The sequence below is a fragment of the Brevibacillus sp. SKDU10 genome, assembly GCF_001645205.1.
Classification (GTDB): domain Bacteria; phylum Bacillota; class Bacilli; order Brevibacillales; family Brevibacillaceae; genus Brevibacillus_B; species Brevibacillus_B halotolerans.
In genome coordinates this window covers 64,241-77,533 of record NZ_LSSO01000149.1, presented here as the reverse complement: position 1 = coordinate 77,533, position 13,293 = coordinate 64,241, and the positions used below count along the sequence as shown (strand labels likewise).

Genomic DNA, 13,293 nt, shown 5'->3' with positions numbered 1-13,293 from the left:
GATTTCTCCCCTCTTTGGTTCCGTTATTTTTTAGACCGTAGCCTGTGTTCTTAACGCTTTCAAAACGCTATCAAATGTGTGATGCGTCTCTCCATACACGAGTTTAGGTCTGTCGATCATAATGGTATAGATGCCAAGCTCTAGGGCTGCCGCCAGCTTCTCATCTACAGCTCCTACCTTACCGCTTTCTTTTGTAATCATTGTAGTAACACCATATTGTGTATACAAAGCGGCATTCAATTCTTTCGAGAAAGGACCTTGCATGGCAATAATATTTTTTTGCTCTACGCCTAACTCTTCACATTTTTCCATATTGTCTTTGCGTGGCAGCATTCGTGCAATCAAACGAATCTCAGGATCACCTAGCAAATGCTTAGTAAACGTACCAAGCGTTTTGCTTCCTGTGGTTAGCATCACTACGCCTTTTCTTTGTTTTGCTTCCAATGCTGCTTGTTCATAATTTTCCACTATGAGCACATTAGGATGGTCAACATAACTGCGGGTCTCCCTCTCATACCGAATGTAAGGAAGCTGTAATTCTTCTGAGCAAGCCATAGCATTTTTAGATGCTTCTTCTGCAAAAGGATGACTTGCATCCACAATGGTTGTAGCCTTTTGTTCCTTGGCTAAGGCAATCATATCCGCTAGTGGTAGTCTTCCTACTCGCGTCGTAATTCCCTCGTCCTCTAAGCTTTTAGCGGCAGAATCGGTAACAACCGTTGCCAGTAGATCAACACCAGTAGATTTCAAAAGGACAGCCAATTCGCGTGCATCACTTGTCCCTGCCAAAAACAGGATCATACACGTACCCCCCGTTTATCGTCAGCTTCTGTAGCCTGAGACTCCTTGCTACAGGCTGTTTGCTCCTCTTGGGTTACAGGGGTATGGCTGTGTCCGTTTGCATGGTGATGATTATGATCATGGTGGTGGCCATGGTCATGGTGGTGATCATGGTCGTGGTGGTGATCATGGTCATGATGGTGATCATGGTCATGATGGTGATCATGGTCGTGGTGGTGATGATCGAATACAGCAAGTTTTCTAAATTGACAAAGATCGCAGTTGGCTAATGCCCGTCCCTGTAATGCTTCTATAGAACGATCTACTACAATTTGTTCTAGCAGTTCATGGAACCCTAATGCCTCGCTCATCGAGGCATGTATATCAGGGAAGTCCTGATGAAACTGTTGTAAGTTTTCTTCTAAACGTTTTAACAGGATACCCGTAAATAGCAAATAAGGAAGGACATAAATCTGCTTAGCTCCCTGTCTTACACAACGGACTAATCCTTCTTCCACTGTCGGATAGGTAACGCCCATGTACGCCACTTCAACGTTACCTACCCCTGTACTCTCCCATAACAAGCGGGCTATTTTACAAAGATCGCTGTTTGCATCTGAATCACTGCTACCACGACCTACTAAAAGAATGGCACTATCCTTGTTAGCCGGTTCTAGCGGTGTATAGGTAGTTGTATGTTGTAGACGATCCCGCAAAATTTGCACCATATCCTCGTGAACACCTATGGGACGCCCATAGCGAAAATCTACATGGGGATATTTCGCCTTAGCTTCGTCTATTTCATGAGGGATGTGCAGTTTAGCATGGGCTGCTTGAAACAGCATTAAAGGTACCATTGCTACAGTGGTAGCGCCACGTTCTACTATTTTTTGCACGCCCTGCATAATGGTTGGTCTGGTTAACTCCAAGAAACAAGTCTCATACAGTGTCACGTCTGTTTGTTCCTGTAACAATTCCGTAACTCGCTGTGTAAACTGTAGAAGATGCTCATTTCCCTCGGCATCTCTGCTACCATGACCGATAAAAAGTATTCCGTTCAAAAAATTCCCCCCCCTTAATCTCCACACGGTTCTTCGATCTGCAATGGAGCTACGAATTCCTGATAGCGGTATTCAAGTACCTGCCCTGTACGTTTAAAGAATTTATGGAATCGTTCCTCGATATGACCCTTTGCCTTGTACTCATCCACAATCCGTTCTACAAGTCCAATGATCTGATCTTCTGGAACTCCCTCAGCTATACGTTGTCCAGGATGAGCGTTACGTCCGATGCGCTTGCCACCTAAAAACACATCATATGCGCCACGTCGGTATACAAGACCAATGTCTTCCATAACTGCACCGTAGCAAGCCATTCCGCAGCCGTTAAAGCCAATTTTTAAATCCTTTGGCACAGCTAGACCATCTAATCGTCTGCCTAATTCCTCAGCTACAGGGATCGATTCATCCTTTTCTAAATCACAAAAATCACAAGCTTTCACCTGCGCACTAGCCCCGATCGGAAACAATTGAAAGCCGACTGCTCTTAATTGTTGCGTGACCTGCTCTGGATCTACCTGCGGTAAGCGAAGAATAATTTGATGCTCAATGCTGTACATCATTTCTCCGCCATCCTTGGTCAAATCGGCCAGTAGACGCATTTGCTCAGAGGTAAAATTCTTACGAGCTACACCAGGCGAAACTCCTAGCTCTAAAATATCAACAACTCCGCTAAACGGGCGAGGTGGTGGAGTGATACCCTGATTTAACTCTAATGCTGTCTTTTCATCAACGCACGCAAGCGCTTCCATCGCTAATTGAAAGGCCTTTACCGCTTGTTTAGGAGCTTGAAAGCTCTCTGCCTCTGCCTGAAAAGAATTCTGTTCTACTTCCCCTGAGAATCGCCTGGGATTTGAAAGGGCTTCCATTGCCGCTGATGGTGCGGAATCAGAAACCTGAGCTTCTTGTATTGTAGCCTTCGGTGAAGTCGCTACAGCCACTTCTTGCACAGAAGATGACTCAGATACCGGATTTCCACTCTGAGGCTGGCTGTGAAGCGCCCAAGGCTCTGCCTTCTCCTGCAAGCGTTCATGAGGTTTTAACGGTTGATCCATGCGATTTAACGTATATTTACGTTGATATCCGCGCGGAGTAATAATTTTTTGGTCGTAAACAAAGGTAGTCGAGTTCCCGATGATTACTGTTGTCAGCATTCCAATTTCATGCTGCAGCATGTCTGCAAGTGTTGTAATTACAACATGCTCTCGATCTCTATAGGCGCTCTTTACGATTCCTACAGGCGTTTTTGGAGAACGATATTTTAATAATATTTGCTGTGTTTCTACAATTTGTCGTGTACGGCGACCACTGCGCGGGTTATACAGCGCAATGACAAAATCAGCAGAAGCGGCTGCTTCTACACGCTTAGCAATCGTTGCCCACGGTGTAAGATGGTCACTCAAGCTGATTGTGCAAGCGTCATGCATGATTGGAGCACCCAATAAAGACGCGCAAGACTGAATGGATGAAATACCAGGTACAACCTCTACCTTCACCCCAGCAGATTCCGTCCAGCCTTTTTCTACTAGGACTTCATAAACTAGTCCGGCCATGCCGTATACCCCAGCATCCCCACTAGAAATAACGCCAACAACTTGACCTAACTCAGCCAATCTTACCGCTTCTTGAGCGCGGCTAACCTCTTCTGTCATCCCAGTACGCACGACACTTTTGTCTGAAATAAGCTCTCGAATTAAATCTACATAAGTGTTGTAGCCAATTATCACTTCGCATTCCAGGATAGCCTCTTTTGCCCGATGCGTAATGTGATCATGATGTCCTGGTCCAAAGCCAATTAGTAGAATTTTTCCTTTCTCCATCTACTCCAAGCCCCCTATCCTTATTTGCAATCGACCTTACATTTTTATACAATAAAAAAAACAGCGCTTCCCCGTCTGACTTACGTGAGAAGTGCTGTTATGATGAGCTTGTTATTTTTTGAAAAGGAGTATCCCCTTCTGCAGCAAAACTGCTCTCATAACACCTCCCCATCTGCCGTAGGTCTGACGGTGTTGTTAGAATAAAGAGGGTAGCCTGACTCTTGGAATATCCTGCTCCTTTTCGTCTTCTGAAAATTTGTAATATCCAGTGACAAAAACGGGCTCTCCAATTACAGTGGCGGGACCGTGTTGGATTTTCACCAACTTCCCCTTGTGAATCGTTTCTCATGTAACAATTCCTTTATTCCCAAGCTTATGTGATTACTTCTATCATAATCCAATTTGCATTTTATTGTCCATACTTTTCTGTCTAGCCCACACGGGACTGGACAAGTGGTCAAAGAAGATCGTATACTGACATACTATTAGAAATCTTCTTTTTTTATGCATAGAGGAAAATATATTTGAATATACAGTATCATAATTAACATATTATAGAAAGGTTGTTAAAACATGTCCCTCTTACACACCTTACAACAACGTCAAGCTATACGCGCCTGCGATGGTCGCCCTGTAGAAAAAGAAAAGATTGAAAAGCTACTGGAAGCAGCTATATTAGCACCTAATGATCGCTTGCGAGAGCCTTGGCACTTCTATGTCATTCAAGGTGCTGCTAAGGAACGGTTTAACCAGCTAGCTCAGGATTTCTTGCTTGAACGCTTTCCTACCAAACCTCATTTAGTAGAAGAGTCCATGAAGAATGTTCTGGCTACCCCTCTCATTATAGTCGCTACATCACAAATCATAGAAGGCGACGAAGCTTCTTCGCTTGATAATGATTATGCTGTAAGCTGCGCTATTCATTCGATGTGGCTGATGGCTTCTGAGCTAGGTCTAGGTTTTGTGTGGCGTACGCGTGGTGTAGGTTTAGCTAGAGATGAACGTCTCAAAGCCTTCTTGTCCCTATCTGATCAAGAAAAAGTGATTGGTTCCTTATTTATTGGCTATCCAACTGATGAAGCCACACCTCGAACTGCTCGAAAGCCTTTCACGCAAAAAACAACCTGGGTTGAGTAAAGCTTTGGTATATTTCGAAAGGTTACAAAAAGGTTACATTTTTCCCCGCTTTGTTGTAACATTTTCCTCACCTGCTACGTATTATTTTTATAGTAGGTGATGATACATATGACAAACCACATGACTTTTGCCATACTGGTGGGCTTGTGTGCGACAGCGGGACTTTTTTTATTTCGACGCGCTGTGACGAGTGGAGATCGACAGCAAGGTGGATTCTGGATTAATGGTCTAGCTATCGCTATTGCAACTTTGCTGGTTTTATTCTCAAGCGCCATCGTCGTGTTCTTATTGGTTACGATTCTCTGGACAGTCGGCACTCTATTTCCTATGTTTGTCGACAAATCTGATTTCTGGACACTCGTTTCCTTTGCAGTCGTCTCCTTTTTCATGTTAATGCTGTACGAACTAATTCTTGAACCAGTCCTTTTATACATAATGCAAAGACTACATATCTCAAGAAATTGGAAATTGATACCTGAAATTTTAGCAACGACCTTCATTTTTTATCTCGTGCACACCACATGGATTCCTGATGTCTTGTTAACACCATTAACTCCTTTATTTGTTGGCTTATTAGCTGTAACAGTCGATTATTTTTTAGAGCGCATCATGGGTGAGAGAAGGTAAAAATGCAGACACGACAAAAAGCACCTCTTAGTTTGCGAATTTCGCAACATGACAGAAGGTGCTTTTTATCTGTCTTTTCCTCGTACAAAAAGGCGTTTCTGCCAGCTACAGAAACGCTTCAACTGTTCTTCCATTCTTTTTTATATGTATGTTCTCCCGTTTTACAGCAGATGCACTTAGCGTGTCGTCCCTGTTTTTCCCTGTTTCTTCTGCTGTAAGCGGTATTGAGTAGGTGTACAACCTGTTTCTTTCTGAAAAACAGCGGCAAAATAGGCACTATTACGAAAACCTACTCTGCTTGCAATCATTGAAACATTTCGATCTGTTTCTAGTAGCTGCTTCTTCGCTTCATCTATTCGGATGCGCGTTAAATATTTCCCTGGCGTTATCTTCATACAACGAGAAAAACAACGCTGCAAATAAAAAGGACTCACATAGAGACGTGACGCCATTTCACGCAGAGTTACGGGTTGGTTATAGCAATCGTGAATCATCTCTAGCAAACGGGTCGCCGCATCTTCTTCCGCTGATTTCCAGGTCGGTTCAGATGGTCTACAACGCTTGCAAGGACGAAAACCTGCAGCAATGGCATCGGACGCCGCATAATAAATCTTCACATGCTCTCTTTTGGGTGTCCTTGATTTGCATGACGGCTTGCAAAAGATACCCGTCGTGCTAAGGCCATAAAAGAATAGTTGATCATAATTTGGATCGCATTCTACTATCGCCTTCCAGAACTCCTCTTTCATCCACGATCCCTCCTAGCCTTCAATCCTCAGTATAACGTAATGTTTTTACTTCTAGTAAGCAACTGGGAATGAAAGAGCAAAATTTCGATAGTTTTTTCTTAATTTCACAATTATGTAACTTTTTCCATAACAAAAAACCGTGCTTTTTCACGTTCTTACAAATATTTTTTGTAATAAACCACTCTTATTTTCACTAATAGTAAAAAAGCTAAGAGAGGAAGCAGCTCCCTTCTCTTAGCTTTTTTAAACTACTTTATTATGCACGTCGATAAGCGCCCGGATTCTGCTGAAACAATTGAGGTGCCCCATTTGCTAGTAATGTAACTACCAAAGCCGTAATCACATACTCAGGTATCAAATAAGTTGCATTATAGCTGAAGGAATAAAGGGTTGCAGGTGTTCCTTCCGGGGCATAGCTCCCAAACCAAACAGCTCCTGAAGTCGTGCGAATGCCCAAGCATAGCGCAATTCCAACTAGCAATCCTCCCCAGATGGAGGCAATTTTTGTTGCTTTGCTTTGCGTCTTACTAGCGTACAGGAATGCACCAAAGCCTAGCACGGCATAGGATAGAGGATAATCTAACACCATTTGAATCGGATGGACCATCTCGCCACCAAAAAAGAATTTAACCATGCCTACTAGCCCGCCTGTGATTAAGCCTGCTACCCAACCGCGGCGAAACGCCAAGAGAGCTATCGGTACCATTACCAGGGATACGCTCCCCCCTTGAGGCATGGCAAACAGCTTTACCTTACTTAAAATAACAGCTATTGCTGCCATGATTGCTATTTCCATCATGATAACCAGTCGTGTTCGTGACATTTCGATTCCTCCTCATTCTGATGCAGTATGTATGTAAGCAGCAGAAATAGAAAGGGTCCAACTCAAGTTTATATAGACTATAAATACAAATTAGAGCAAATTGTATCACCCAGTTGATTAAGAAGAGTATTTTTCATGTTTTACACACAAAAAAACCACCCTAGACGGATGGTTGTCAACGCGGCGATACACCCCTATCTCGACGATAGAGCTACAGCTTTCGCACTTGAAGTCAGCTACCTCTCCCTCCGCTGGCATTACCCAGTTCAGGTTCTACGGTCAGTAACGCATTCTGTTACAATCTCAGCCGCATTTGCCCGGCCCCCGTTTAGTACATGCTTATTTCGTTTTCAATGTTACAAATTCAAATAATACCATAACATATTACTACTATTTTGCAAAGTACTTCTTTGAAGCGTCATTTGCTTCATTATAATTGTTTTTTCAATCGTACGTTCTATAACTTTGCATCTAACAAAAGCGAAAAATCAGTTGAAACAAGCTAAATCTTTTACAAGATATGGGAAAAAACCAGAAATTGAGTGGGTCGAGGTACCCCCCACTTATCCTATGAATAGTATGTAAGGCAAAAGCCTAAAAAGCCTGCTACTTCGGCACCAACACACTCCCCCTGACATAGGATAAGGTGACTGTATCCCTCAACCTTGTTCCTGTAGAGCCCACAAGGAGGGGTGGCACGTTTTGAAGAGTAGCGACCAAAGTAAACCGTTATTAACTAATCGCGAAAGAGAAGTGTTTGAACTCCTGGTCCAAGACAAGACCACAAAAGAGATAGCAGGACAGCTCTTCATTAGCGAAAAAACAGTCAGAAATCACATTAGTAACGTCATGCAGAAATTGGGCGTGAAAGGGCGGTCACAAGCCGTAGTAGAATTGGTAAGGCTTGGCGAATTAAAAATTTGACCGCTCAGGTGAACTGCCTCCCTTTTCTTCAAATACTTGAAGAGAAGGGGGGATTTTTTCATTCTTTAGACATAAGGTGTTCGATTATAAGCCTCTTCATATCGCTTCTTCATGGCATTTCCAATTGAGTAAAACCTAGAACTGCAAGCATAAAAGCGGTTAGTGAAGCAAAGAAAATCCACTGCTAGGGAGCAACCATCGGTCCAAAAATGGCAACGATGAATAAAACAGATACGATAATGAAGCCTAACCACAATGAAATTCTTCCTCTTTGCGTATTCATAGATAAACCCTCGCTCGAACAGATATAGGAGCAAACGAATAATCGCATAGACCAGACCTGCAATCAGTATTAACATACACAATCCAATCACAACTATATTAAATTGGTAGGTGCTTAAAAATAAATCTTGTGATTCCAGATACATTTAGTAGGTATTCCACAATAAACAAATTAGTTACGGAAATCGAGATTGCTTTCTTAAGATCGGCAATAAAAAACGGCTTTATATTTTTATACATGTGGGGCAATTGAACATGGAATCCGCCGAGTCCCTTAGCAACGGCAGTTCGTATCTAATCTTCTCCTCCCACCTGCTTGTATTTCAAATCGACTAGCTTCACTAAATACAGCATGGGGCCAATCGACAAGACCAGGATTGGAAACCAGATTCTTGAAAAATCCTTACTTAACGGTGAGATGGTAAGTAGACGGACACCTGTTGTTTTATAAATCGTTACTGTCAAAAATAAAAAAGGCGCAAAAGGTTATAAAAAACCTAGCGCCTCTATCATTTTAATCTAATACTTCTCCATTACTAGCAATGACATTTTTATACCAGTAGAAGCTTTTCTTTTTCAATCTTCGCAGAGTTCCTCCTCCTTCATTATCCTTATCTACATAAATGAATCCGTAACGCTTCTTCATCTCCGCAGTGGAGGCACTAACTAAATCAATTGGTCCCCATGTTGTGTAACCAATCAGGTCAACACCATCTGCAATCGCTTCTTTCATTTCCGCAATGTGATCCTTTAAGTATGCAATGCGGTAATCATCCACAATGACGTCCCCGTCTTCTACAACATCAACTGCTCCTAATCCATTTTCCACAATAAACAGTGGCACCTGATAACGATCGTACAAGATATTAAGGGCAATGCGCAGACCTTTCGGGTCGATTTCCCATCCCCAATCCGTTGCTTTCAAATACGGGTTTTTTACTCCACCCATGATGAGATTTCCATTTGTCTCTCCAGCTTTTTCAGGGGTTACTGTTGCCGTTCTACTTACATAGTAGCTAAAGCCTAGATAGTCTACTTTGTACGTGCGCAATAGCTCTTCGTCGCCTTCCTCTATGACGATTTGAATATCATTTTCAGCAAAATAGCGCTTCGTATAGGATGGATAGTAGCCTCTCACTTGAATATCGGTAAAGAATAAGGTCTCCCGATCTGTAGTAAATGCTTTCCATACATCTTCTGGATGACTTGTTAGTGGGTAGGTTGGCAAATAAGCCAGCATGCAACCAATCTGAGCATCAGGAATGATTTCATGGCATGCTTTTACAGCCAAAGCGCTTGCCACGAACTGATGATGAGCCGCCTGATACATCGCGTTCTTCTCGTTCTCACCTTCTGTAAATACAAGTCCACCACCCGTAAATGGTGCATGCAGCACAACGTTAATCTCATTGAACGTCATCCAGTATTTCACTTTATCCTTGTAGCGTTTAAAGAGTGTTTTGGCAAAACGCTCATAGAATTCAACTAACTTCCGATTTCTCCATCCGCCATACTGTTTCACCAGATAAAGCGGCATCTCATAATGTGAGATCGTTACTACCGGCTCAATACCGTATTTTCTAATTTCATCAAACAATTGATCATAGAATTTCAAGCCTTCTTCGTTTGGCTCAAGCTCGTCACCATTCGGAAAAATTCTTGTCCAAGCAATCGAAGTGCGGAAGCATGTAAAGCCCATTTCTGCAAACAAGGCAATATCTTCTTTATAGCGATGATAAAAATCAATCGCTTCATGATAAGGGTAGTAGCCTTCCATTGATTCATCATGCGGGTACATAATGCCTCTTGGTGACACATCTGCTGTTGAAAGACCTTTGCCACCCTCTTGATAAGCGCCCTCTAGCTGATTAGCTGCGACCGCTCCTCCCCATAGAAAGCCTTCTGGAAATTTCTTCACGATTTGCGTCATAACTTGTTTCCTCCTTATAAGTAGAATTGCATCTATGCAAAATTTCGATATAAACATAGGTGATGGATCCACAATTCATATTCCTTAGACTCGCAGGGTAAGCAAAAGCTCTTTTTCTTTTACTTCAGCCAGGCTCGAAGGTTCGATCTCTGGGTATTGATCTGTATTCGTGATGATCACAGGTGTTATCGTTTCAAAGCCTGCCTGTCTAATCTCCTGTAGATCGAATTCAATGAGCAGCTCCCCTACCTTGACCTGCTGACCTGTCTCTACATGAGCGGTAAAGTGTTTGCCCCCCAATTTAACGGTATCGATTCCAATATGAATCAATACCTCTGCTCCTGCATCACTGATTAACCCTATAGCATGCTTCGTATTAAAAATTGAGACGACAGTTCCATTCACTGGCGAAACAACACGTCCCTCTGCGGGTTCAATCGCTAGTCCTTTTCCCATAATCTCTCGAGAAAAGGTAGGATCACTGACTGCTTGTAGAGGATGAACAACACCAGCTATCGGGCTGCAAATCTGTTCATTTTGAACAAGCGTATTTTCTGTTGTTACTTCTTTTTCTAATCCTATGAATTCTTCTGTTTCTTCCTGAGCTTCATTGGTTGGAATATCAATAAAGCCTAGAATATATGTCATAACTGCTCCAACAATAAAAGCAATGATAAGACCAATAATCGCATACCAGAACGTCTCCCCAACGAGGATCGGCAAACCAGGCAATCCTGCATTTCCGCCTACAATATAAGCTTTTGTTTTAAATAAGCTGATAAAGGCTCCACTGACTGCTCCACCGATTAACGCCGCGATGAACGGTTTCTTCAATCTCATATTGACCCCATACATCGCTGGCTCCGTAATACCCATCGTTGCTGTTATACTTGTAGACATAGCAATTGATTTAAATTCCTTGTTCCGTGATTTTAAGAATACTCCAAAGGCTGCGCCTGCTTGAGCTAAGTTAGCTACGAACATAATCGGAAGAATGTAATCGTAGCCAAGCTGAGCTACGGAACCAATCATAATTGGTATCAGCGCATAGTGCATGCCGGTAATGATAATAAGAGACATTGTTCCGCCAAGCAGCACTCCCGCAAACAATCCTGCATGATCAAACAACGCGATAATGCCTGAGGCAAGTCCATTTCCAATAATAGTTCCAATTGGTCCAATGGCAATAAGCATAAGTGGTACTACCATGAGCAAGGTAAGCATGGGTACTAAAATCAACTTCATTGATTTATGAATTAGGTTATCTATGAATTTTTCCACATAAGATGCCAGCCAGATCGTAATGACGATTGGAATAACCGACGAAGCATAGGTAACGGCTGTTACCGGTATCCCCATAAAGCTCGTACTTTGCCCTGTACCTAACAGGGCCGTCAATTGCGGATGGAGAACGGCGGCTGCAACTGCAACAGCAACAAAAGGATTATTTCCAAATTTATTGGCCGCACTAAAAGCCAAGATAAGCGGTAGGAAGTAGAAAGCACCGTCTCCGATCCCATTTAGTATCTGATAGGTACTATCCTCGGGCGACATCCAGCCAAACGTTGCCGCTAAAGACAAGAGACCTTTAATCATCCCTGCCCCAGCTATCGCTGGTAGAATCGGCGTAAACACCCCTGCAATGACATCAAAAATCGCACTTATCGGATTTTGCTTCTTTTGCAGACCCTTCTCTTTTCCTTGTATGTTTGCAGCTATATCAGTGCTCTTCATTATCTCTTTATAAACCTGCGCCACATCGTTTCCAATGATGACCTGAAACTGACCTCCACTCTTCATGGTACCCATGACACCCTTTGTCTTCTCCAGCCTCTCTTTATCAGCAAGCTGATCATCATGCAAGTTAAAGCGTAATCTGGTCATACAATGGGTAACGTGTGCAATATTTTCTTTTCCTCCAACAAGCGCTACTATTTCCTTTGCTACTTTTTCTTGATCCATAGAAAACACATCCTTTTTCTAACATGACTGAGATAAAAGCAATGCACTTGTTCAAATGGGCCCAATTGATCAAAAGTTTCGCATCATCTCATAAAAAAAACCCAAACATCTACCCACGTATCGACAACCATGTCTGTACATGAATAAACATTTAGGTTTTGCCTGCTTACCAGTAACAATCCTAGTAGTATGAAATTAAAAAAAACCTAAATCGCTGTCCATATAAATAGACAACCATTTAGGTTTTGCCTGCTTAACCAGTAACAATCCTAATCAATAAGAACTTGTCTTATTAAGTTACTTATAAAATATCATGCCCTTTTGATAATGTCAACGCTTTCATTTTTACTTTTTATTTACCACTCTATGGATGTGGATCGTTAGATAAAGCACTTCTTCATTTGTTAGCTCATGCTTATATTCCTTTTGAATGTATCGCTTGATTTTCTTCGTACACTCATAAGCTTCCTTATATTTGCTTTTGACCATCTCGTATAAGAAATCGTCGATGCTCTCCATGTGGGTTTCTTTGCACAAGCGTTGAGCGAAAAATTTTAAATGAGTAATAAACCGGTAATAATGCAAGGATTCCTCGTCCACTTCAATATTGAAATGATATTTAACGATGTTTAAAATCTCTTGCATTACCTTCGTAATTGTAACAATCGTTGGCATTTCTTCGTTTAATTCGGCATTTACAATGTGTAAAGCAATAAAACCGGCCTCATCTTCTGGTAGTGTAATTCCTAATTTTTGATTGATCTGTTTGATTGCCTTTTGTCCTACAGAAAACTCATCTTGATACAACCTTTTGATCTCCCAAAGCAAAGCATTTTTAATATCTAATCCGTCCTTGTTACGCTGAATGGCAAAATAAATATGATCCGTAAGGGAGACGTAAATGCTTTCATTTAGCTTTTTGCCCAAGCTCATTTTGGCATAGTTAATGATATCCTCAGAGATTTCCATATACTCCATCGGAATTTCATAAAGCAGTGTTTTAAACTTCTCGGAGATATCCTTATTTTCTAGTTTGAAAATTTTCTCGATCTTGTCTTCTTCAACCTTATCGCCTGGTCGCTTCTGAAAGGCAATTCCTCTGCCCATTATCACCAGTTCTTTATTTTGATCGTTGTATACACTGATCACATTGTTGTTAATAACCTTGGCTATTTTCATGCTGACGATCCTCCCTTAGGAT

Annotated in this window: 11 protein-coding genes and 2 riboswitches; of the genes, 3 read left to right on the top strand and 8 right to left on the bottom strand. The window is 42.0% G+C overall.

All coding sequences use genetic code 11. The features are described from left to right. Positions 1-30: 30 nt before the first annotated feature. The 3 genes from cobK to cobJ are packed head-to-tail and all read right to left on the bottom strand — an operon-like array spanning position 31 to position 3,658. Complete coding sequence (gene cobK / locus AYJ08_RS11250; RefSeq protein WP_064017797.1) at positions 31-801, bottom strand: precorrin-6A reductase; 771 nt, start codon at positions 799-801, stop codon at positions 31-33. After that, positions 798-1,841 carry a sirohydrochlorin chelatase gene (locus tag AYJ08_RS11245; RefSeq protein WP_064017796.1) on the bottom strand — a complete coding sequence of 348 codons (1,044 nt, stop codon included), beginning with the start codon at positions 1,839-1,841 and terminating at the stop codon, positions 798-800. The genes cobK and AYJ08_RS11245 overlap by 4 nt, the downstream gene beginning before the upstream one ends. A 14-nt stretch (positions 1,842-1,855) precedes the next feature. After that, positions 1,856-3,658 (bottom strand): precorrin-3B C(17)-methyltransferase, encoded by a 1,803-nt coding sequence (cobJ, locus tag AYJ08_RS11240; protein WP_064017795.1) that lies wholly within the window; start codon positions 3,656-3,658, stop codon positions 1,856-1,858. A 187-nt stretch (positions 3,659-3,845) separates the two neighbouring features. Next, a riboswitch (cobalamin riboswitch) is annotated at positions 3,846-4,037 on the bottom strand. Between the two features lie 194 nt (positions 4,038-4,231). On the opposite strand from cobJ, the gene AYJ08_RS11235 reads away from it, so the two are divergent. Continuing rightward, positions 4,232-4,795: a nitroreductase family protein gene (locus tag AYJ08_RS11235; protein ID WP_064017794.1), complete on the top strand. Its 564-nt coding sequence runs from the start codon at positions 4,232-4,234 to the stop codon at positions 4,793-4,795. Between the two features lie 108 nt (positions 4,796-4,903). After that, positions 4,904-5,422 (top strand): hypothetical protein, encoded by a 519-nt coding sequence (locus tag AYJ08_RS11230; protein ID WP_231929087.1) that lies wholly within the window; start codon positions 4,904-4,906, stop codon positions 5,420-5,422. 176 nt (positions 5,423-5,598) lie between these two features. On the opposite strand, the gene AYJ08_RS11225 is transcribed toward AYJ08_RS11230, so the two are convergent. After that, the gene (locus AYJ08_RS11225) at positions 5,599-6,171 is read right to left on the bottom strand and encodes a bifunctional transcriptional activator/DNA repair enzyme AdaA (protein WP_003334925.1); all 573 of its coding nucleotides are present in this window, start codon (positions 6,169-6,171) and stop codon (positions 5,599-5,601) included. A 256-nt stretch (positions 6,172-6,427) separates the two neighbouring features. Beyond that, positions 6,428-6,994 (bottom strand): energy-coupled thiamine transporter ThiT, encoded by a 567-nt coding sequence (gene thiT / locus AYJ08_RS11220; protein ID WP_064017793.1) that lies wholly within the window; start codon positions 6,992-6,994, stop codon positions 6,428-6,430. A 226-nt stretch (positions 6,995-7,220) separates the two neighbouring features. Next, a riboswitch (TPP riboswitch) is annotated at positions 7,221-7,332 on the bottom strand. A 364-nt stretch (positions 7,333-7,696) separates the two neighbouring features. Between thiT and AYJ08_RS11215 the strand changes: the two genes are divergently transcribed. Next, positions 7,697-7,918 carry a helix-turn-helix domain-containing protein gene (locus AYJ08_RS11215; RefSeq protein ID WP_003334928.1) on the top strand — a complete coding sequence of 74 codons (222 nt, stop codon included), beginning with the start codon at positions 7,697-7,699 and terminating at the stop codon, positions 7,916-7,918. A 796-nt stretch (positions 7,919-8,714) separates the two neighbouring features. Here the strand turns inward: AYJ08_RS11215 and bglH are convergent. The 3 genes from bglH to licT all read right to left on the bottom strand — a co-directional run bounded on the left by bglH (position 8,715) and on the right by licT (position 13,271). After that, the gene (bglH, locus tag AYJ08_RS11210; protein ID WP_064017792.1) at positions 8,715-10,130 is read right to left on the bottom strand and encodes an aryl-phospho-beta-d-glucosidase; all 1,416 of its coding nucleotides are present in this window, start codon (positions 10,128-10,130) and stop codon (positions 8,715-8,717) included. Between the two features lie 84 nt (positions 10,131-10,214). Next, positions 10,215-12,092, bottom strand: a complete 1,878-nt coding sequence (locus tag AYJ08_RS11205; RefSeq protein WP_064017791.1) for a beta-glucoside-specific PTS transporter subunit IIABC — start codon at positions 12,090-12,092, stop codon at positions 10,215-10,217. 345 nt (positions 12,093-12,437) lie between these two features. Further along, positions 12,438-13,271, bottom strand: a complete 834-nt coding sequence (licT, locus tag AYJ08_RS11200; protein WP_064017790.1) for a BglG family transcription antiterminator LicT — start codon at positions 13,269-13,271, stop codon at positions 12,438-12,440. Positions 13,272-13,293: the final 22 nt, after the last annotated feature.